The organism is Actinoplanes sp. NPDC023714, assembly GCF_040639855.1.
Taxonomy (GTDB): Bacteria; Actinomycetota; Actinomycetes; order Mycobacteriales; family Micromonosporaceae; genus Actinoplanes.
Genome location: NZ_JBFAAR010000001.1, coordinates 1,479,011 through 1,499,065 on the forward strand (window position 1 = coordinate 1,479,011; position 20,055 = coordinate 1,499,065).

16 protein-coding genes are annotated in these 20,055 nt (G+C 72.7%); 7 read left to right on the forward strand and 9 right to left on the reverse strand.

The features are described from left to right. Positions 1-18: 18 nt before the first annotated feature. Entirely contained in the window at positions 19-1,332 is a 1,314-nt protein-coding gene (gene hisS, locus AB0G10_RS06960; RefSeq protein ID WP_360917656.1) for a histidine--tRNA ligase, read from the forward strand. A 491-nt stretch (positions 1,333-1,823) separates the two neighbouring features. On the opposite strand, the gene AB0G10_RS06965 is transcribed toward hisS, so the two are convergent. Continuing rightward, entirely contained in the window at positions 1,824-3,401 is a 1,578-nt protein-coding gene (locus AB0G10_RS06965) for an MFS transporter (RefSeq protein ID WP_360917659.1), read from the reverse strand. A gap of 27 nt (positions 3,402-3,428) precedes the next feature. Next, on the reverse strand, positions 3,429-3,914 hold the full coding sequence (locus tag AB0G10_RS06970) for a helix-turn-helix domain-containing protein (protein ID WP_360917662.1): 486 nt from the start codon (positions 3,912-3,914) through the stop codon (positions 3,429-3,431). Between the two features lie 55 nt (positions 3,915-3,969). Between AB0G10_RS06970 and AB0G10_RS06975 the strand changes: the two genes are divergently transcribed. From AB0G10_RS06975 to AB0G10_RS07000, 6 genes are all read left to right on the forward strand, one after another. Further along, a complete protein-coding gene (locus AB0G10_RS06975; protein WP_360917665.1) occupies positions 3,970-4,482 on the forward strand; it encodes a PaaI family thioesterase in 513 nt (170 codons plus the stop codon). A 621-nt stretch (positions 4,483-5,103) separates the two neighbouring features. Next, complete coding sequence (locus AB0G10_RS06980; protein ID WP_360917668.1) at positions 5,104-5,949, forward strand: cyanophycinase; 846 nt, start codon at positions 5,104-5,106, stop codon at positions 5,947-5,949. After that, positions 5,946-8,711 carry a cyanophycin synthetase gene (cphA, locus tag AB0G10_RS06985; protein WP_360917671.1) on the forward strand — a complete coding sequence of 922 codons (2,766 nt, stop codon included), beginning with the start codon at positions 5,946-5,948 and terminating at the stop codon, positions 8,709-8,711. Before AB0G10_RS06980 ends, cphA begins: the two co-directional genes overlap by 4 nt. A 368-nt stretch (positions 8,712-9,079) precedes the next feature. Continuing rightward, positions 9,080-11,086, forward strand: coding sequence for a serine/threonine-protein kinase (locus AB0G10_RS06990; RefSeq protein WP_360917674.1), 2,007 nt, complete (start codon positions 9,080-9,082; stop codon positions 11,084-11,086). Between the two features lie 197 nt (positions 11,087-11,283). Further along, the gene (locus AB0G10_RS06995) at positions 11,284-11,535 is read left to right on the forward strand and encodes a hypothetical protein (RefSeq protein ID WP_360917677.1); all 252 of its coding nucleotides are present in this window, start codon (positions 11,284-11,286) and stop codon (positions 11,533-11,535) included. Positions 11,536-11,730: 195 nt separating this feature from the next. Next, positions 11,731-12,633 (forward strand): sigma-70 family RNA polymerase sigma factor, encoded by a 903-nt coding sequence (locus AB0G10_RS07000; protein ID WP_360917680.1) that lies wholly within the window; start codon positions 11,731-11,733, stop codon positions 12,631-12,633. A gap of 159 nt (positions 12,634-12,792) precedes the next feature. On the opposite strand, the gene AB0G10_RS07005 is transcribed toward AB0G10_RS07000, so the two are convergent. The 7 genes from AB0G10_RS07005 to AB0G10_RS07035 all read right to left on the reverse strand — a co-directional run bounded on the left by AB0G10_RS07005 (position 12,793) and on the right by AB0G10_RS07035 (position 20,005). Further along, the gene (locus AB0G10_RS07005; protein ID WP_360917684.1) at positions 12,793-13,593 is read right to left on the reverse strand and encodes an urease accessory protein UreD; all 801 of its coding nucleotides are present in this window, start codon (positions 13,591-13,593) and stop codon (positions 12,793-12,795) included. Positions 13,594-13,607: 14 nt separating this feature from the next. Next, positions 13,608-14,306: an urease accessory protein UreG gene (ureG, locus tag AB0G10_RS07010; RefSeq protein ID WP_360917690.1), complete on the reverse strand. Its 699-nt coding sequence runs from the start codon at positions 14,304-14,306 to the stop codon at positions 13,608-13,610. Next, on the reverse strand, positions 14,296-15,003 hold the full coding sequence (locus AB0G10_RS07015) for an urease accessory UreF family protein (protein ID WP_360917693.1): 708 nt from the start codon (positions 15,001-15,003) through the stop codon (positions 14,296-14,298). Before AB0G10_RS07015 ends, ureG begins: the two co-directional genes overlap by 11 nt. A gap of 151 nt (positions 15,004-15,154) precedes the next feature. Further along, complete coding sequence (locus AB0G10_RS07020) at positions 15,155-16,873, reverse strand: urease subunit alpha (RefSeq protein WP_360917696.1); 1,719 nt, start codon at positions 16,871-16,873, stop codon at positions 15,155-15,157. 28 nt (positions 16,874-16,901) lie between these two features. Further along, positions 16,902-17,321, reverse strand: a complete 420-nt coding sequence (locus AB0G10_RS07025) for an urease subunit beta (protein WP_360917699.1) — start codon at positions 17,319-17,321, stop codon at positions 16,902-16,904. Then, positions 17,318-17,620, reverse strand: coding sequence for an urease subunit gamma (locus AB0G10_RS07030; protein ID WP_360917702.1), 303 nt, complete (start codon positions 17,618-17,620; stop codon positions 17,318-17,320). The genes AB0G10_RS07025 and AB0G10_RS07030 overlap by 4 nt, the downstream gene beginning before the upstream one ends. Before the next feature lie 156 nt (positions 17,621-17,776). Further along, positions 17,777-20,005, reverse strand: coding sequence for an acyltransferase family protein (locus tag AB0G10_RS07035; RefSeq protein WP_360917705.1), 2,229 nt, complete (start codon positions 20,003-20,005; stop codon positions 17,777-17,779). Positions 20,006-20,055 lie beyond the last annotated feature (50 nt).

Genomic DNA, 20,055 nt, shown 5'->3' on the forward strand with positions numbered 1-20,055 from the left:
AACGCTCCAGGAGACACAGTGCCCATTTCCGGCTTCCCCGAATGGCTGCCGTCGCAGCGCATGATCGAGCAGTACGCGCTCGACAAGATCCGCTCCACCTTCGAGCTGTACGGCTTCGCTCCTCTGGAGACCCGCGCGGTCGAGCCCCTCGAGACGCTGCTCTCGAAGGGGGAGACCTCGAAGGAGGTCTACCTCCTGCGCCGGCTCCAGGAGGACGAGAACTCCACCCGCGAGGACCAGCTCGGCCTGCACTTCGACCTGACGGTCCCGTTCGCGCGCTTCGTCACGGAGAACCACGGCAAGCTGCAGTTCCCGTTCCGCCGCTACCAGATCCAGAAGGTGTGGCGGGGTGAGCGCCCGCAGGAGGGCCGCTACCGCGAGTTCCTGCAGGCCGACATCGACGTGGTCAACAGGGACACGCTGCCGTTCCACTTCGACACCGAGATGCCGCTGGTGATCGGCGACGCGTTCCGCTCGCTGCCGATCCCGAAGGCCGTCATCCAGGTCAACAACCGCAAGGTGTGCGAGGGCTTCTACCGCGGCCTCGGCCTCGAGGACACCGCCCAGGTCCTGCGCACTGTGGACAAGCTCGACAAGATCGGCCCGGAGAAGGTGGCCGCGCTGCTGATCGAGACGGCGGGCGCGACCGACGCCCAGGCGCAGGCCTGCCTGAGGCTGGCCGAGATCTCGACGTCCGACGCGTCCTTCGTCGACCAGGTGCGGAAGCTCGGCGTGACCGATCCGCTGCTCGACGAGGGCCTGGACGAGCTCCGCCAGGTCGTCGAGGCCGCGAACGAGCACGCCCCCGGCCTGATCCGCGCCGAGCTGAAGATCGCCCGTGGTCTCGACTACTACACCGGCACCGTCTACGAGACCCAGCTCGAGGGATATGAGCGTTTCGGCTCCATCTGCTCGGGCGGCCGGTACGAGAACCTCGCCTCGGTCGGCAACACCCGCTTCCCCGGCGTCGGCATCTCCATCGGCGTCTCCCGGATGCTGGGCCTGCTCTTCGGCCAGAACGCGCTGACCGTCTCCCGCTCGGTGCCGACCGCCGTGGTGATCGCCCTGCCCAGCGAGGACCAGCGCACCGACTGCGAGCGCATCGCCGCCGGCCTGCGCAAACGCGGCATCCCGACCGAGGTGGCGCCCACCGCCGCGAAATTCGGCAAGCAGATCCAGTTCGCCGACCGCCGCGGCATCCCCTTCGTCTGGTTCCCCGGCGCCGACGGCCACTCCGTCAAGGACATCCGTTCCGGCGAGCAGATCGACGCCGACCCGGCCACCTGGACCCCGCCCGTCGAGGACATCAAACCCCAGATCAAAGGCATTTGACCGTACGAATCTCAGCGGCCCTCCCCACCGCACCAACGAGGTCACCGATCCACAAACCCTGCGGCCCCTTCCCGCCGGCGCGCGCCGGCGCCGGCCCCGGACCGACGTCGCCCCCCGACAGTCCCCGGCGCCCGCACGCCCCGGCTGTACCACAGAGCGACAATTCGGGCGTGAAGGCAGCCGTGGTGTGCAGCCGGCCGAGCAGGCTGTACGGGGCGGGCGGGCTGTACCGCAGGGCGACGATTCGGGCGTGGGGGCAGCCGTGGTGTGCAGCCGGCCGGGCAGGCTGTACGGGGCGGGCGGGCTGTACCGCAGGGCGACAATTCGGGCGTGGGGGCAGCCGTGGTGCGCAGCCGGGCGGGCGGGCTGTACCGCAGGGCGACAATTCGGGCGTGAAGGCAGCCGTGGTGTGCAGCCGGCCGAGCGGGCTGTACACCAGGGCGACAATTCGGGCGTGGGGGCAGCCCTGGTGTGCAGCCGGCCGGCGGGGGTCAACTGTCTGTCGCCAGCAGGTGGGTGACTCGGGGTGGGGCTTTGGCCAGTGAGATGGCGTGCTGTTCGGCCTGTTCGTCGGACTCGGTGAGGCGGCCCTCGTGCTGGCGCAGGTGCACGTCCCAGGTGGGTACCAGGTAGACCTCGACGAACGTGTCGGGTTGCGTGCCGTCGCGGAAGAGGCCCCACTGGGAGGCGCCGGTGCGCATGCGGGAGCCGCGGACCCGTCGCATGGCCGTCGTGAAGGCCGCGATGTTGTCCTGCGGCACCTCGTAGGTGGCCGAGACGAGGACCGGGCCGTCCTCCAGGTTCGGCTGGAAGAGCAGGTGGGGCTCGGGCCAGTAGACGGCCGGGGAGTGGTCCTCGTCCTCGTGGGTGTGTACGGGCCACAGCCGTACCGTGCAAAGACCCGCCGCCATCAGCACCGCGGCCGTGGCGAAGGTGGCGACGAGGCCGAAGGCCGAGGCGAACTGGCCCCAGATCAGCGCGCCGAGGGCTTGACCGCCGGCGAAGACGAGCTGATAGATGGCGAGGGCCCGGGCGCGGACCCAGTTCGGCAGGGCGAGCTGCATGGCCGCGTTCATCCGGGAGACGAGCATCATCCAGGCCAGGCCGGCGGCGACGAGCATCGGGACGACGGCGAAGCGGTTCGGGACGAAGGCGATCACGGCGAGGGCGGCGCCGTAGACGAGGCCGGTGCCGACGATCATCTGATCGGTGCGGAGTATCCGGCGCGCCCGCGGCATCAGCAGGGCGCCGGCGATCGCCCCGACGCCGAGGGCGGCGAGCAGCACGCCGTACCCCTGGGCCCCCAATCCCAGCTCCTGCCGCGCCACCACCGGAAGCAGCGCCCAGATGGCGCTGCCCGGAAGAACGAAGAGCGCTACCCGGCCGAGGATCCGCCGCACCACCGGTGACCAGCGCACATAGCGTCCCCCGGCACGCAGCGCCGAACCGAACCGCTCGGGGTGGCCGGTCGGCGGCTGCGGATCGCGGCGCCAGCGGATCAGCGCGAACGCGAAGATCGCGAACGAGAGCGCGTTGAGCCCGAAGACGAGGGCCGAGCCGAACTGCGCCACCAGCAGGCCGCCGATCGCCGGACCGGCCGAGCGGGCCAGGTTCGTGTTGACGGCGCCGAGGGCCGACGCGGCGGGCAGCTCGTCGTGCGGCACCACCTCCGGGATCACCGCCTGCCAGGACGGCAGGGTGAGCGCCTGCCCGCATCCGAGGAGGAACGTGAAGATCAAGAGCAGCGCGGGCGGGAGGTGGTCCAGCGCGGCGAGCGCCGTCAAGGTCGCTGCCACGAGGAAGAGCCCGATCTGTACGGCGAGAAGCAGCCGCCGCCGGTCCAGCGCGTCCGCGAGCGTCCCGGCGGGCAGCGCGAACATCAGGACCGGAAGGGTCGTGGCGGCCTGCACGAGGCTCGTCCAGGTCGCCGGGTCCGGTTCCTGGACGACCAGCCACTGCGCGCCGACGGTCTGCATCCAGGTGCCGGCGTTGCCGGCGAGCACGGCCAGCCAGAGGAGCCGGAAGACGGGGTTCCGGAGCGGCGCCCAGGGGCCTGCGGTGATCGTCACGGCAGGAACCTACCCACCGGGACGGGCTCACGACCGGCGATGTGCTCCAGGTCCCGGCCGCGGGATCACGGCCCGGTTGTCGTCCACCTCATGACCGTCGTCGCAGCGCATCGCGACGCGCATCTCGGCGCCGCAGTCCCGGTGCGTGTAGCGGATCGGCGGCCCCTCCGGGTCGGCCAGGTAGCGGTTCCCCCACTCGGTCACGGCGATCAGCATCGGGTAGAGGTCGAACCCCTTCCCGGTGAGCCGGTACTCGTGGCGTACCCGCGCCCCGGGCTCCTGGTAGGGCTCGCGCCGCAGCACCCCGTGCCCGACCAGCGCGGCGAGGCGGTTCGTCAGGACCTGGCGGGGGATGCCGGTGCGCACCCGCATGTCGTCGAAGCGGCGCACCCCGCTGAAGACCTCGCGCAGCACCACGACCGTCCACTTCTCGCCGAGGATCTCCATGGCGCGGGCGAGCGTACAGTTGTCGACCGACCATTCGAGTGCCGACGGTGTGACCTTTCCGACCATGCGGCAAGGCTAGGTCTCGTTGACAGACGCAGCAAGCCGATGCCAGCCTGAATCCATGACGCAGACTCAGGACGCTCTCCGGACCCGTACGTTCGCCTGGTCCGACCCCGCCGAGCACGCGAGCCTGCTCGGCCGGCGCGGCGGTCTCGAACTCCTCCGAGCGATGGCCGCCGGCGAGCTCCCGCCCCCGCCCGTCTTCCACCTGATCGGCGCCGCCGGGATGGTCGCGGAGGAGGGCAGCGTCACGATCGAGCTGGATCCGCAGGAGTTCCACTACAACCCGCTCGGCACCGTGCACGGCGGCGTCATCTCGACCCTGCTCGACACGGCGGCGGCCTGCTCGGTGCACAGCACCCTGCCGGCCGGGGTCGGCTACACGAGCATGGATCTGAACGTGAAGTTCCTCCGCGCCGTGACCGTGAACTCCGGCCGCCTCACCTGCACCGGCACCGTCCTCCAGCGGGGGCGTCGCACGGCCCTCGCCGAGGCCCGCCTGGTCGACGGTTCCGGCCGTCTCGTGGCGCACGCCACCTCCAGCTGCATGATCTTCGAGTTGCCGGGGGCCTGAGGGCGCTTTGCGAGGTCCGGCAGTCGCTCCTGGGCGCGATGGGGCGGCAGCCCGGCGGGCCTGGGTGCGGTGGGGCGGCAGCCCGGCGGGCTTGGGCGCGATGGGGCGGCAGCCCGGCGGGCCTGGGCGCGGTGGGGCGGCAGCCCGGCGGGCCTGGGCGCGGTGGGGCGGGAGCGCGGCGGGCGGGAGCGCGAGGACGCGGCGGGCCGAAGGCGCTGCGGGGCGGCGGCCGGCGAGGCGACAGCGCGAGAGTGGCTCAGCGGTCCGGCGGCGCGGGGTGGCGCAGCGCAGCGGCGCTACGAGGGTGGCGTGGGGCGGCGCGGCGCGGCGCGGCAGGGCGGCGCGGTCGCCGGCAGCGCGGCGCGGTCGCCGGTGGTGCGGTCGCGGCTCGCGGTGTGGTTGCGGGGGCGCGGTGCGATCGTGGTGGCGCGGTTCGGTGGGCGGGTAGGTGGCGCTCTTCGGTGGCGGGTCGGCTTGGGAGGCTCGGGTGATGCGGTGGGACGGCCCCTGCATGCCCGACAAATCTGATTAGCCGGATGTTTCGGTTTTGTTCCGATTAGCCTCGATAGTGGTCCGCCACGGCACTGCCGGTTGATAGCGGGCCACTCGCGAGGAGGACCGGTGAAGGGCAGCGTCGATCCGCACCGCGGCCGGCTACTGATCATGGGTGGGGCCGCCGGACCGGGACTTCTCGCGCGGTTCATCGAGCTGGCCGGCGGCCCCGGAGCGCGGATCGTCGTGATCGCGACGGCGAGCGAGGACCCGGGGTGGGCGGAGGCCACGTACCTGGAGAGGTTCGCCGGCGCGGGCAGCGCCCGGGCCCTGCGGATCACCACCCGGACCGAGGCGAACGACCCCGGGGTGGAGCCGGTGCTGCGCGACGCGACGGGTGTCTTCTTCACCGGCGGCGATCAGGAGCGCATCACCCGGGTGATCGGCGGTACGGCCACCGACTCGCTGCTGCACGAGCTCGTCGCCGGCACCGACCTCGTCCTCGCCGGGACCAGCGCCGGCGCGGCCATGATGGCCGGCACGATGATCACCGGGGGCGACCGGCCGGGCGTCAGCGCGGACAGTGTGCGCACCGGGCCCGGGCTGGAGTTCTTCCCCTGCGTCCTGATCGACCAGCACTTCGGCGAACGCGGCCGGCTGAATCGGCTGCTCAGCGCCGTGGCGCGCTACCCGCACGAGCTGGGCCTCGGCATCGACGAGGACACCGCCATCCTGACCGGCGCCCCCCGGAGCCGGAACGACCGGGGCGGCGGGGGCTGCTTCGAGGTGCTGGGCAGCGGCGCGGTCACCGTCGTCGACGCCGGCGCGGCCACCGACATCGCGGTCCCGCCCACCGGGCCGATCGCGCTGGCCGGCGCACGGATCCACGTGCTGCCGGCCGGGTACACCTTCCACCTCACGGGCCGCCGACCCGTTGCCGGCACGCCCGCCGCAGAACGGGAACGAGCCGCATGAAGATCGAGTTTCTGCGCCGCCTGCGCGGCCCCAACGTCTACCTGTCCCGGCCCGCCGTCGTGGCCCGGCTGCGCCTCGAGGAGCTGGCCGGGGTGGAGACGACCGACGTCACCGGGTTCACCGAGCGGATGCTGCGCTCGCTGCCGGGGCTGGCCGAGCACCACTGCGCGGCCGGGGCGCCGGGCGGGTTCGTGAGCCGGTTGCGCAACGGCACCTACTTCGGCCACGTCACCGAGCACGTCTGCCTGGAGCTGTCCCAGCTGATCGGCCGGGACGTGAGCTTCGGCCGGACCGTCTCGGCGGGGGAGCCGGGCGTGTACGACGTGATCGTCGAGTGCCCGGTCGACGAGTCGCCGTCGTCGCGGGTGCCCGGGGAGCTCTTCGAGACGGCGGTCGACCTGGTCCTCGCCGTGCACGAGGGCAAGGCTTCCCCCGTACGCCCGGAGGTTGGACCTCGGGGTGGGGTCCTGGCGCAACGCCTCGCCGAACTCGCCGCCCTCGCGGAGCGAGAGGCGGCCGGCCCGAGCACGCGCGCGATCATCGCGGCCGCACGGCGCCGCGGCATCCCGGTGGAGCGTTTCGACGACCTCAGCCTGCTGCGGCTCGGCTGGGGCAACCGGCGCCGGCTCGCGTGGGCCGCCATGACCGACCGGACCAGCGGCGTCGGCGTGGATCTGGCCGGCGACAAGCACGTGACGCGGCAGCTGCTGGCCGAGGCGGGCATCCCGGTGGCGCCGGGCGGGGTGGCCCGCACCCCGGCCGAGGCGGTGGCGATCCTCGCTGAGCTGGGCGGCGGACCGGTCGTGGTGAAGCCGCGGCGCGGGCGGCAGGGGCAGCGGGTCGTCATGAACCTGAACGCCCCGGATGAGGTGGAGCGGGCGTGCGGCGACGAGGAGGTGCTCGTGGAGCGCCAGCTCGGCGGGCGCGACTACCGGGTGCTCGTGGTGGACGGCGAGGTGGTGGCCGCCGCCGAGAGGATCGCGGCGCACGTGGTCGGCGACGGGCGGGCCACCGTGACCGAGCTCGTGACCGAGGCGAACGCCGATCCGCGCCGGGGGGCCGGGCACTCCCGCGCGCTGACCCGGATCGAGCTGGACGAGGCCGCCGAGCGGGTGCTGTGGCGGCAGGGGCACACGCCGGGCAGCGTGCCGGCCGAGGGGGTGACGGTCTGGCTGCGCGAGACCGCGAACCTCTCCACCGGCGGCACCAGCCGGGACGTCACCGACCAGGTGCACCCGGACGTGACCCGGCTCTGCCAGCGGACCGCCGCCCTGATCGGCCTCGACATCGCCGGGATCGACCTGCGCCTGCCGGACATCGGCATGCCGCTGCCCCCGGCCGGCGCCCCGGGCGGGACGGCGGCCGGGGTGATCGAGGTGAACGCCGCCCCGGGCCTGCGGATGCACCTGTCCCCGGCGCACGGCCGGGCGCGGGACGCCGGCGACGCGATCGTGCGGGCGATGTTCCCGGGCGGCTCGGACGGCCGGATCCCGACCGTCGCGGTGACCGGTACGAACGGCAAGACCAGCGTCACCCGGCTCACCGCGCACCTGCTCAGCGGCGGCGGGATGCGGGTCGGCACGGCGAGCACGGACGGGGTGGCGATCGACGGCCGTACGATCCTGGTGGCCGACGCGACCGGCCCGCGCTCGGCGCAGATGGTCCTCGGCGACCCGCAGGTGGAGGCGGCGGTGCTGGAGACCGCGCGGGGCGGGCTGGTGCGGCGCGGGCTCGGCTGGGACTGGACCGACGTCGGCGTGATCACCAACATCACGGCCGACCACCTGGGGCAGGACGGCCTCGACTCGATCGAGGATCTCGCGCACGTGAAGGCCGTGGTCGCCGAGCGGGTCCGGGACGGCGGCACGCTGGTCCTCAACGCCGACGACCCCTGGGTGCGCAGCATCGCCGACCGGCCCCGGGTCCGCGCCGACCGGAAACGCCTGGTCTGGTTCGGCCTGGACGCCGGGAACCCGGTGGTGACCGAGCACCTCGGGCGCGGGGCGACCGCGTACGTCCTGCACGACGGCTGGCTGGTGCAGGCCACCGGCGCGCGGCGCACCCCGCTGATCCGGCTGGCCGAGGTGCCCGGCGCGTACGGCGGGGCCGCCCTGCACGTGGCCGCGAACACCCTCGCGGCGATCGCGGCGGCCCGCGCCCTGGGCGCCCGCCCGGAAACCCTGGTGGACCGGCTCGGCGAGTTCGACCCGAGCGTGGCGAACCCGGGCCGGGGCACGCTGCTGCGGGTCGGCGACGTGTCGGTGTACGTCGACTACGCGCACAACCCGGCCGCGCTCGCGACCACCCTGCGGACGCTGCACCGGCTCTGGGGCGCGCAGCGCTGCGTCGCCGCGGTGACCCTGCCCGGCGACCGCCGCGACGACCTGATCACCGCCTCGGCGCAGATCCTCGCGGACGGCCTGACCCGGGTGGTGCTCTACGAGGACGAGGATCCGCGCGGCCGGCAGCCGGGCGAGGTCGCCGACCTGATGGAGCGGGAGATGCGGGCCCGGCGCCCGCAGATCGGCGCGGTGCGGGCGACCGGCTACCGGGACGCCGTCACGAAGGCGCTGAACCTGGCCGCCCCGGGCGAGGTGGTTCTGGTGATCTACGAGAAGTGGGCGGCGACCCGGACGTTCCTCGCCGAGCTGGGCGCGGTGCCGGCGGGCGGCACGCCGGTGGTGGCCCTGCCGGTCACGCCGGCCCCGAACGCCGCCCCGGCGGTGGCCCGGAGCCTCACCGGGACACGGACGCGTGGGTGACGCACGTGACAGATCTTGGACAAAGTCGATCTCTCTCCGTAGTTCCTCATTGACTGCTCGTGAGTGGACACCCCTGTTGGTTGAAAGCGCAAGTTCCGACGAAGCGGGCATACCCCATGCGTTGTCGTGGCGCTACGTGTGCGTCCGGTGCCGGAGAGCCGTTCCCGGCGGATTTATTAAGTCAACTCACCGTAACTAAGCCCTGCTAGATCGCAATTCGGGCGCTCGAACTGTGGCTTGATGGGGACTAACATCCTCGCCGCCGATGGGGGATGCTCAGGGTCCGATGGTGGGCCCGACTCGCCCGGCGTCGGGCGGCATGGCGGTGCGGCCCGGTGTCTGAACTCGAAGCGCGCATGTGGGGGCACATGAGCACGACGGACCTGCCCGGTTCGGGGCTGCTCGCCGGTCGATATCGGCTGGTCGAGCGTCTCGGGGCCGGCGGGATGTCAGTGGTGTGGCGGGGGTTCGACGAAGTCCTCGGGCGTCAGGTCGCGATCAAGGTCCTGCCGCCGTCGACGAGCACCGACCCCTCGTTCCGGCGCAGGCTGCGCGCCGAGGCCCAGGCCGCGGCCCGGCTGACGCACCCGCACATCACCAATGTGTACGACTACGGCGAGGCGACCACCGTCGACGGTGAGCCGGTGCCGTACGTCGTGATGGAGCTCGTCGACGGCGAGTCGCTCGCCGCCATCCTGGCCCGGGTGCGGATGCTGCCCTGGCCCACCGCGGTCCGGATCAGCGCCGAGGTGGCGGCCGCCCTCGCCTCCGCGCACGCGCGCGGCATCGTGCACCGCGACGTCACCCCGGCCAACGTCATGCTCACCCCGACCGGCTCGAAGGTGGTCGACTTCGGCATCTCGGCCCTGATCGGCGAGAACGACGTCGACCCCGACGGCAGCCTGCTCGGCACCCCGGCCTACCTCGCCCCGGAGCGGCTCGAGGGCGGCCAGGTCAGCCCGGCCACCGACGTCTACGCGGTCGGCCTGCTGATCTACCGGATGCTCATCGGCCAGCTGCCGTGGGACGTCGGCACCACGACGGCGCTGCTGCGGGCCCACCAATACACCGAGCCCGAGCCGCTGCCGCCGGTCGACGGGCTTCCGCCGGCCGTCGAGGCGCTGATCGGCCGCTGCCTGGAGAAGCGCCCGGAGGACCGGCCGCCCACCGCCGAGCTGGCGCACGTGCTCGCCGGCATCTCGGCCGGCGCGCCGCTGGTGACCTCCGGGTTCGACGCGACCTGGGAGGACGGCGAGGACACCTTCATCCTGCCGTCCGGATACCCCTACGCCGGGATGGGCCCGGCCGCCGCGGCCGCCGTCGGCCCGACCGACCCGAATTCGGTGCACCCGGTCGTCGCGCAGGCCGTCACCGAGCCGTCGGCGGTGCCGCCACCCGCCGACCCGCCGCCTCCGCCGCCGTTGCGCCCGGGCTTCTCTCCGGCGCCGAGCGAGAAGGTGCCGAACGACAAGAAGCAGATGTACGTCCGCCGCGGCGCCATCCTGGCCGGCTCGGTGGCGCTGCTGAGCGCCCTCACCTACGGCTGGACCGCCATCGGCGAGCCGCGGAAGGAGAACGCGGCGGGGCTCGGCGGCGGCGCGGCGCCCCTGCCCAGCGTCGTCCCGGTGGCCGGCAACTGCGTGGTCAGCTACGCCGTCTGGTCCGACGACAAGAAGAGGTTCAAGGCTCAGGTCACCCTCGCCAACCGCGCGGACAGCCCGGTCGACAAGTGGAGCCTCTGGTTCCTGATGCCCGGCGACCAGGTCGTCTCCGGCAACGGCAAGACCGTGCTGAAGCAGGACGGCAGCGGGGTCACGGTCTCCTCGGTCAAGGAGCTCGCCGCGCAGAAGACCACGACCGTGCAGATCACCGGGCGCTACACCGAGAGCAACGCGGCCCCGATGGTCTTCAAGCTGAACGGGCAGAAGTGCGAGGCGTACGTCTCGGCCGAGCCCGGCGAGCCGTCCCGGCCGGTCGTGCACCTCGCCGACGGCCAGGTCGGCTTCGGCGACCCGGTCACCACGCCGTCGGCCGGCATCTCGATCGACCCCGGCGGCAACGTGCACATCACCCCGACCATCCCGGTGCCGTCGTCGTCGTTCTCCCGTACGCCGCCGATCAAGCCGGCGCCGAGCGGGAGCAAGGGCGGCGGCACCAGCCCGTCGCCGGACACCGGCACCTCGGAGGACCCGATCGGGGAGGAGTCCGACTCCCCGCCGCCGCCCGACCCGCCGAGCCTCTCCCCGTCGACGAACAAGCCCGACGAGCCGAGCCCGTCGCTGTCGTCGCCGCCCCCGGAGCCCGGCACGGGCATCGAGGATCCCTGCGATCCCGACGTGCCGGACGAGTGCCCGGAGCCGGTTACTTCAGACTGACCGTCCGGCCTTACTTCAGACAGATTGCCGTCCGGCACGAAAACGGGAGGCCGCGAGGCCGGTGACGGGTCTACCGTGAAGGTGGGCTTACGCCCGGATTGCAGCACTTTCGCACGGCGTGGCTGCCGGCCGGCGTGCCACTCGCGGGGAAGATGGGCGATGGCGTTCCAACAGGTCGTCGACATCGGGAGTTCGACATGATCCACACAGTCAGAGATCTGGCCGCCGAGGCGCTGTTCGTCTCGTGCCTGCAACCGTCGGAGCGACCCGACCGGGAAACGGTCGAGGACGCCATCACGACGATGATCCTGCGGCACGGCAGTGACGGCTGCGCGGCCGAGGTCGCCCTCGAGTTCGGTGATCATCCGGACGTCGCGGTGCGGCGGATGGCCTGGGTCCGATCCGAGTTGACGGAGGTGCTGGCGCCGCGAGTCTCGGTGCTGCACTGATCCGTCGAGCAACAGGAACCCCTCTGGTCACGTATCCAGAGGGGTTCCTCTATGCAAACCTCCCGCTACTGAGGTTTTTCATGAAAAAACTCCATAAAAGCAACCGAGTTCGGGCTCCGCTGCACCAAACGGCGGCCAGAGTTCTTCTCGTCAGCCGGTGTTCATCAGCCGGTTCGTACGAGCGAGGAGGACTACGTGACCACCACGACCGAACTCCCCGCCACCATCGGCACCACTCATGACGCGCCCTCGGCGCGCGATATCGAGGACCTGATCCGAGAGAACATGCCGATGGTTGGCCATCTGGTCCGGGAACTGCTCAACCGGGTACCCGGCCACGTCCACGCAGATGACCTCTCCTCAGCCGGGTTCGCGGCGCTGCTGGGAGCCGCCCGCTCCTTCGACGTGACACGCGGCATCCCCTTCCACCGCTTCGCCGCGGTCCGGATCCGTGGAGCGCTGCTGGACGAGCTGCGCGGCCAGGACTGGGCGAGCCGGTCGGTGCGGGCCCGGGCGCGCAAGGCCGCGACCGCGCGCCAGGAGCTCACCGCCGCGCTGGGCCGCACGCCGAGCGACGCCGAGGTGGCCGAGGTCCTCGGCATCGGCGTCTCCGAGCTCGCCAGCGTCGAGGACGACGTGCAGAAGGCGTCGCTGCTCAGCCTGCAGGGTTTCCCCACGGGCGCGGCCGAGGAGATGGTGCCGGAGACATCGGAGGGGCCGGAGGATCTACTGCTGAAGAGGGAGCGGCTGGGCTATCTGCACCAGGCCATCCAGGCGCTGCCCGAGCGGCTCCGCCAGGTCGTGCAGGAATCCTTCTTGCAGGAGCAGCCGCTGAGCGAGGTGGCGGCCCGGCTCGGCGTCACCGAGTCCCGCATCTCCCAGCTGCGCACCGAGGCGCTCCGCCTGCTGCGCGAGGGCCTCAACAGCTCCCTCGCGCCGGAGCTCCTCACCGTGGCGGCGGGCGGTCCGCGCACCCGCAAGGGCTGCCTCCAGCGCCGCCGGACCGAGTATTTCGCGAAGGTCGCTCAGCAGGGGAGCCTCCACACCCGCCTGGCCCTCACCGACAGCCACGGCGTCCCCATCGCGGTGGCAGCCTGACCGGAGGCCGGCCGGGGCGTCGGGTCGCTCCGGCCGGCTTTCTCCAGCTTCCTTTTCTGTACGAGGGGACTGCGAAGTCCCGCATCCACGACGCGGGCTCCCCGCCACGCGGGCCCCCTGCCGCGGGTTCCGGCCAGACCTGCAACGCAGGCTCGTTTCTCAGGCGGACACCGATGCGGGAGTCCCGACGACGCCGCTCAGCCGGGCCGCACACCACGGATCGAGAACCGCGGCCACCTGCCGGACGTCCGCCCCGACCGCGGTGACCAGCACGCCACCCTCGACCAGTGGCATGACGGCAGCATCCGGCCCGACCACCCCCGGCCCCCTCTCATGCCCCGGGGCTCCGGGACCGGCCGCCACGACGGTGCCGATGGCGCGGCCGCCTCCCAGGACCGCCGCTCCCGACCAGCCGGGCGCGGACGGGCCGACGGTGAGCTCGTGGCGATAGACGGTCGTACCGGCATAGCGCACGGTCATGTCGGCCCGCACGTCCCCGGAGTCCTCACCGTGCCGCCCGCAGACCAGCTCGTCCCGCCAGAGCACCGTCCCACCCTCGGCCACGTCCACCCGGGTGACCGCCACGTGATCGCATCCGGCCGCCGCGATGAGCGGTTCCGGCAGATACCGCAGCGTTCCCCCGGCGGCCACCGACGCCCGAACGGTGAGCCGCGAGGCCGGCAGGAACGACCGTCCCGGAAGCGCCAGCGAAGCCGCCACACTCCGGAACTCCAGCCGAGCCCCCGGCCCGACCTCGATCTCCAGCAGCAACTCATCGCCGCGCAACGGCCCAGCAGCCCCGCCCACAAGATGAACGGTGACCCCACCGTCCCTCCAAGCCCCGCCGCCCGGGCGCGGGCCGGTGCGGCGCAGGAGCAGCGGCGACTCGCCGCGCAACACCGGAAGCCGGGTGCCGCCGCGCCCGTCGGACTCGGCGACGACCCGGGCCTCAGCCAGCATCAGCCACCCACGGGTCACACACGGGCGGCGACGAGCGAGCGGATCCAGTCGGCGACCGGGGTGGCCTGCTTGTCCTCGGCCAGGGACAGGAAGACGGTCGGCAGGTCGCCACGCCGGGCGCCGGCGTCGCGTTCCATCACGGAGAGGTCGGCGCCGACGAGCGGGGCCAGATCGGTCTTGTTGATGACGAGCAGGTCGGAGGTGGTCACCCCGGGACCGCCCTTGCGCGGCACCTTGTCGCCACCGGAGACGTCGACCACGAAGATCTGCTGGTCGATGAGCCCCTTGCTGAACGTGGCGGTCAGGTTGTCGCCGCCGCTCTCGACCAGGACGAGGTCGAGCGGACCCAGTTTCTCCTCGAGGTCCTCGACGGCGTCGAGGTTCGCCGAGATGTCGTCGCGGATGGCCGTGTGCGGGCAGCACCCGGTTTCGACGGCGCGGATCCGTTCGGCGGGCAGTACGCCGTTGCGCAGCAGGAAGTCCGCGTCCTCGGTCGTGTAGATGTCGTTCGTCACGACCGCGAGCCGGATCTCCGAGCCGAGGGCCCGGCACAGGGCAGCGACCAGCGCGGTCTTGCCCGAGCCGACCGGCCCGCCGATGCCGACGCGGAGCGCGCGAGCCCCGCCGGCCAGCGGCTCGTGCGGGTCGACGCCCGCTTCGGGATGCGTGTGCGGTACTTCATCGGGGCCGTGTTCGTGCGGTTCAGGATGCAAAGAGACGCACCTCCCAGGTGGCGTGGTGCTCGGCGCCGATGTCGAGCAGTGGAGCTCCGGCGGCCGGCAGATCGTCGACCGCGTCGCGGTACCGTCCCGCGGCCTCGGCCGCGATCCGGTCACATTCGGTGGTGAGCCGGGCGAGAAGGGCGTGCACGGCGTACGGATCGAGCCCGAGAAGCCGCACCGCCGCACTGGCCGGCCCGGTGACGGTCGCGTGCGCCGCCGCGACAGCGGCCTCGCCGGGCCCCAACCCGGCTGCCGCGGCGACGACCCCCAGGGCAACGGGCTGATGAAGCTCCCGCCCGACGGACGCCGGGATCGGCCACATGACCCGTCCGGCCCGCAGCAGAGCCCGCCCCTGAGCCCGAGAAGCCTTCCGCAGCGCCGGCGACGGAGTCCGGGCATCAAGCCCCGCGTCAAGCTCCGCGACCCGACCGGCGTCTCCGCAGACGGCAGCGACCCGCCCTGAATCCCCACGGGCGGCAGCGACCCGCCCGGCGTCTCCGCAGGCGGCAGCGGCGAACGCCGCCGACACCAGCCCGCCGGTGGCGAGCTTGCCCCGCAGGAACCCGCCGAGCCCTTCGACGTCCCTGACCCGCCCGGCCGCGACCTGAGCCTCCAGCCCACCCGAGTGAGCATGCCCCCCGGACGGCAACCGCCCATCAGCAAGCAGCAGCAGAGTAGCCAGGCTCAACCGACCCACCCCCGAGGATCGAGCCCGCGGCAGCAAGGGCGACCAGGCAAGGTTCCGGGGCGGGGATGGACCACGCAGGGATCAAGCCTGACCGCCCGGAGTGGGCCATCCCCGCCCCGGAACCGCCCGGCTCGCGCCAACACACCAACCATCAGAACAGGAAGTAGCGCTGGGCCATGGGCAGCGACGACACCGGATCGGGCTCGATCACGGCCCCGTCGATGCGGACCTCGAACGTGTCGGCGCTGACCTCGATCCGGGGCATCGCGTCGTTGTGGACCATGTCGGCCTTGCCGACCGACCGGGTGTCGGCGACCGGGACGAGCGCGCGCTTCACCCCGATCCGGTCGGAGAGCAGGGCGTCGATGGCGGCCGGCGCGACGAACGCCACGGAGGTCTGTGCCGGCACCACCCCGTACGACCCGAACATCGGCCGGGGCAGCATCGGCTGGGGTGTCGGGATGGAGGCGTTGGCGTCGCCCATCTGCGCGTACGCGATCATGCCGCCCTTGATCACCAGCGCCGGCCGGACGCCGAAGAACGCCGGGTCCCAGAGCACCAGGTCGGCGAGCTTGCCGGGTTCGACCGAGCCGACCTGCTCGGCCATGCCGTGCGCGATCGCGGGGCAGATCGTGTATTTCGCGACGTACCTCTTCGCCCGGTTGTTGTCGGCCGCTCCGTCGCCGGGGAGGGCACCGACCCGGGCCTTCATGACGTGGGCGGTCTGCCAGGTCCGGGTGACGACCTCGCCGACGCGGCCCATCGCCTGCGAGTCCGAGCCGATCATCGAGATCGCGCCGAGGTCGTGCAGGTGGTCCTCGGCCGCCATGGTCGACGGCCGGATCCGGCTCTCGGCGAACGCCAGGTCTTCCGGCACCGCCGCGTTCAGGTGGTGGCAGACCATCAGCATGTCGAGGTGCTCGCTGAGGGTGTTCCGGGTGTACGGCCGGGTCGGGTTCGTCGACGACGGCAGGATGTTGGGGTGGGACGCCACGGTGATGATGTCCGGGGCGTGCCCGCCGCCCGCGCCCTCGGTGTGGTACGCGTGGATCGACCGGCCCGCGATGGCCCGCAGCGTCTCCTCGACGAATCCGGCCTCGTTCAGCGTGTCGGTGTGGATCGCGATCTGCACGCCGGAGGCGTCGGCGACCGACAGGCAGGCGTCGATCGCGGCCGGCGTGGTGCCCCAGTCCTCGTGCAGCTTGAAACCGCCGGCGCCGCCGCGCAGCTGCTCCCACATCGACTCGGCGGACATGGTGTTGCCCTTGCCGAGCAGCAGCACGTTGATCGGCCAGGTGTCGAGCGACTCCAGCATGCGGGCGAGGTGCCAGGCGTTCGGCGTCACGGTGGTCGCCTTGGTGCCCTCGGCCGGGCCGGTGCCGCCGCCGATGATCGTGGTGATGCCGGACGCGAGCGCGGTGTCCAGGATGGTCGGGCTGATCAGGTGTACGTGGCTGTCGATCGCCCCGGCCGTGAGGATCTTCCCGTTGCCCGCGATGATCTCGGTGCCGGCGCCGATCACCAGGTCGGGGTGGACCCCGTCCATGGTGTCCGGGTTGCCGGCCTTGCCGATCGCCACGATCCGCCCGTCGCGGATGCCGACGTCGGCCTTGACGATCCCCCAGTGGTCGAGGATCACCACGCCGGTGATGACCGTGTCGGGGGTGCCCTCGGCCCGGGTGGCCCGCGACTGCCCCATCGACTCCCGGATCACCTTGCCGCCGCCGAAGACCACCTCGTCGCCGGGCCGCGGCCCCGCGCTGCGGTCCTCCTCGATCTCGATCAGCAGATTCGTGTCGGCCAGCCGGATCCGGTCTCCGGCGGTGGGCCCGTAGAGAGCGGCGTACCGGCTGCGGTCCAGTGATGTCATGCCGGCTCTCCACTCCGGTCCGGCCGGCTCATCGGGGGCTCCCGTTGTCGCCGTTGGGCTGGCTCTCGCCGGTGTCCTCGTCGAGGGAGCCGGCGGGTTCGATGTCGGCCGGGTCGGGTGCGGGCGCCGGGGTGCCGGCGTCGAGCGGTCCGCCGGCCAGGCCGCGCAGGCCCGGGACGATCCGCCGGCCGGCGAGCGGCACCAGGGCGACGTCGCGCGGGATGCCGGGCTCGAAGCGCACCGACGTCCCGGCCGGGATCCCGAGGCGGTGACCCCAGGCGGCCTCCCGGTCGAACTCGAGAGCCGCGTTCGACTCGGCGAAGTGGAAGTGCGATCCGACCTGGACGGGCCGGTCACCGGTGTTGCGCACGGTCAGTTCCCGCACCGGCCGGCCGGCGTTGATCTCGATGACGCCGTCGCCGTGGAGGATCTCGCCGGGAATCGTCACGAGATCGGCCCGTGCACGGTGACGAGCTTGGTCCCGTCCGGGAACGTCGCCTCGACCTGCACCTCGGCGAGCATCTCGGGAACCCCCTCCAGAACGTCGTCGCGGGTCAGCACCCGGCGCCCGGCGTCCATCAGCTCGGCGACGGTCTGGCCGTCACGCGCCCCTTCGAGCAGGAACGCCGTGATGATCGCGGTCGCCTCCGGATAGTTGAGCCGCAGGCCGCGCTCCCGGCGGCGCTGGGCGACGTCGGCCGCCACATGGATGAGCAGTCGTTCCTGCTCGTGCTGGCTGAGGAACAAAGGGACCTCCTGATCGCGCCCCGGAATGCTCGCAGCTGGAAGTTTCGGACGTGTTACCCGTCCGTTCGGGTCGTCCGTTTCCGATGATCGCCGCCCGTTCGCCCGAAGTCCCGCGACCAGCCGGTTCCCCCGGCGAATTTCCGGGAAACGAGGCCCTTACGAGGGCAGGCCGGCGTCCAGGAGCGGCGTCAGCATCTCGGCGTACGCCGTGCTGATATGGCTGCTGTCCTTCCACACGAGCAGGTTGCCGACCACGGCCGGGCAGGTCTGCGAGGTGCAGAACCAGTCACGGGTGTCGATCACCGTGGCGCCCCGGGCCCGGGCGGCCGCCGCCACCATCTCCCGGCGTCCCGGCTCCACGAACGCCTCCCGGGCGGGCCGGGCGCACTCGTTCACCGAGGTCGGATGGGTCACCACGCACTCCGGCGCGGATCCGGCCGGCCACGGCGTGTCCAGCAGCAGCACGGGCACGGCGCCGGCCTGCTCGATCCGGTCCAGGGTCTCCGACCAGGCCTCGACCCAGAGCCGGTCGCGGTCCGGGCCCTGGTCGAGCGGCTTGCCGTCCGGGGTGACCAGGCCGCCGCTGTCGCCGCCGTTGGAGGAGAGCACCACGAACCGCGGGCGCTGCTCGGCGATCTCGGCGAAGACCCGGTCCCGCCACTCGGCGCACTCCCGGTAGGGCCGCTTCATCATGTCGTTGAAGACCAGCACCGAGGCGGCCTGGCAGGCGCTCTTCGTGCGGGAGAAGAGCCGGAGCCGGCGCTCCTTCGCGATCGCGTCGGCGGCCGGGAACCAGTGCGCCGCGTGCGAGTCGCCGAGCAGGAACATCGAGCCGGTGGCGGCCTGGTCGCCGTAGACGCAGGGATGCGACGCCGCGACGTACGGGTAGTCGATGTGGCAGCCGTCCCGGTAGATCACCGGCTGGTCGGCGGCCGCGGCCGCGGGCGAGGGCCGGAGGTTCGCCGGGAGGGTGGCCTGCTGCGACGCCTCGGCCAGCAGGGTCCGCAGGCGGGCCTCGGCGTCGGCGGCCTCGGCCAGCCGGCCGGCCGTGTCGGCCACCGCGTCGCCGGTCGCCACGGCCGGCGTGAACCGCCCGGCCGCCAGCGCGAGCCCGGCCGTCACGATCGACAGCGCCAGCCCGACGGCCAGGCCGCGGCGCGCGCGTGCCTTGATCCACGGACGGTTCCGGACCGGGTTCTCGACCAGGTGGTACGAGGCGACCGCGACGGCGAGGGACCCGGCCGCCAGCGCCAGGCCGAGCCCGAGCGACGGCTCCCGGCCGAGCGCCGCCGGTCCGATCATCAGAATCGGCCAGTGCCACAGGTACCAGCTGTACGAGTAGCGCCCGATCAGCTGGAACGGCCGGGTCCGCAGCACCACGGCCGCCCCGCCCCGCGGCGCCGCGCAGCCGGCCGCGATGATCACCGCGGAGCCGAGCACCGGCAGCAGGGCGGCCGACCCGGGGAACGCGGTGTGTTCGTCGTAGAGGAACGCCGAGCCGATCACGGCGGCCAGCCCGAGCCAGGTCAGCACCGCCGCGAAGCGCCCGGGCAGGCGGGCGAGCCGGGTCGCCGCCACCGCCACGAGCGCGCCGATCGCGAGCTCCCAGGCGCGGGTGTGCGCGCCGAAATAGGCCCACGGCGCCGCCGACCGGGTCTGGGTCACGCTCGCCGCCAGTGACAGCGCGGCGATCAGGATCAGGGCGACGGTCAACGCACGGTGCTCCGGCCGTACGGAATCGGGCTTCTTCGAAGCCGCCGGCGCATCTCCCGGCTTGCGCTGCGCCGGGATCGCGACCCGGACCTTCGCGCGGCGCGACCGGGCCCGGAGGACGGCGTAGATCAGGATGAGCAGCGGCCAGACCAGGTAGAACTGCTCCTCGACCGCGAGTGACCAGAAGTGCTGGAGCGGGGAGGGCGCGGCGTCGGCGTTCAGGTATTGCACGCCCTCGTCGGCGAGGCGCCAGTTGATCCCGTAGAAGGTGGCGAAGAGCGCGTCCAGGCTGATCGTGGGGAAGCGCGTCGACGGCAGCCAGAACCACGCCCCGGCCAGCGTCGCGACCAGGACCACCGCGGACGCCGGCAGCAGGCGGATCGCCCGGCGCGCGTAGAAGCCGGTGAGCGAGACGGTGCCGGTGCGGCCGAGCTCCTTCAGCAGCAGGGTGGTGATCAGGAAGCCGGAGATCACGAAGAAGACGTCGACGCCGACGTAACCGCCGGCCAGCGCCGCGAGGCCGGCGTGCGACAGGACCACCAGGGTCACGGCGATCGCGCGCATGCCCTCGATGTCGGGGCGGAAGCCGGGGTGGCTGCGTGGCTTCGAGGACGTCGCAGTCGTGCCGTCCTCAGCGCGCGCGGTGACCACCGGTTCCTGGATTACCGACATTTCCTGCCTTCGCGAATCGCCCCCGCAACGCTGCCCCGCCGCGCGGGATG

Bases quoted from the DNA above. Each gene is read 5' to 3' on its own strand.
- AB0G10_RS06995 (WP_360917677.1), top strand. From the start codon at position 11,284: ATGATCCACACAGTCAGAGATCTGGCCGCCGAGGCGCTGTTCGTCTCG.
- AB0G10_RS07035 (WP_360917705.1), bottom strand. From the start codon at position 20,005: ATGTCGGTAATCCAGGAACCGGTGGTCACCGCGCGCGCTGAGGACGGC.
- AB0G10_RS06990 (WP_360917674.1), top strand. From the start codon at position 9,080: ATGAGCACGACGGACCTGCCCGGTTCGGGGCTGCTCGCCGGTCGATAT.
- AB0G10_RS07005 (WP_360917684.1), bottom strand. From the start codon at position 13,593: ATGCTGGCTGAGGCCCGGGTCGTCGCCGAGTCCGACGGGCGCGGCGGC.
- cphA (WP_360917671.1), top strand. From the start codon at position 5,946: ATGAAGATCGAGTTTCTGCGCCGCCTGCGCGGCCCCAACGTCTACCTG.
- AB0G10_RS06975 (WP_360917665.1), top strand. From the start codon at position 3,970: ATGACGCAGACTCAGGACGCTCTCCGGACCCGTACGTTCGCCTGGTCC.
- AB0G10_RS07020 (WP_360917696.1), bottom strand. From the start codon at position 16,873: ATGACATCACTGGACCGCAGCCGGTACGCCGCTCTCTACGGGCCCACC.
- AB0G10_RS06970 (WP_360917662.1), bottom strand. From the start codon at position 3,914: ATGGTCGGAAAGGTCACACCGTCGGCACTCGAATGGTCGGTCGACAAC.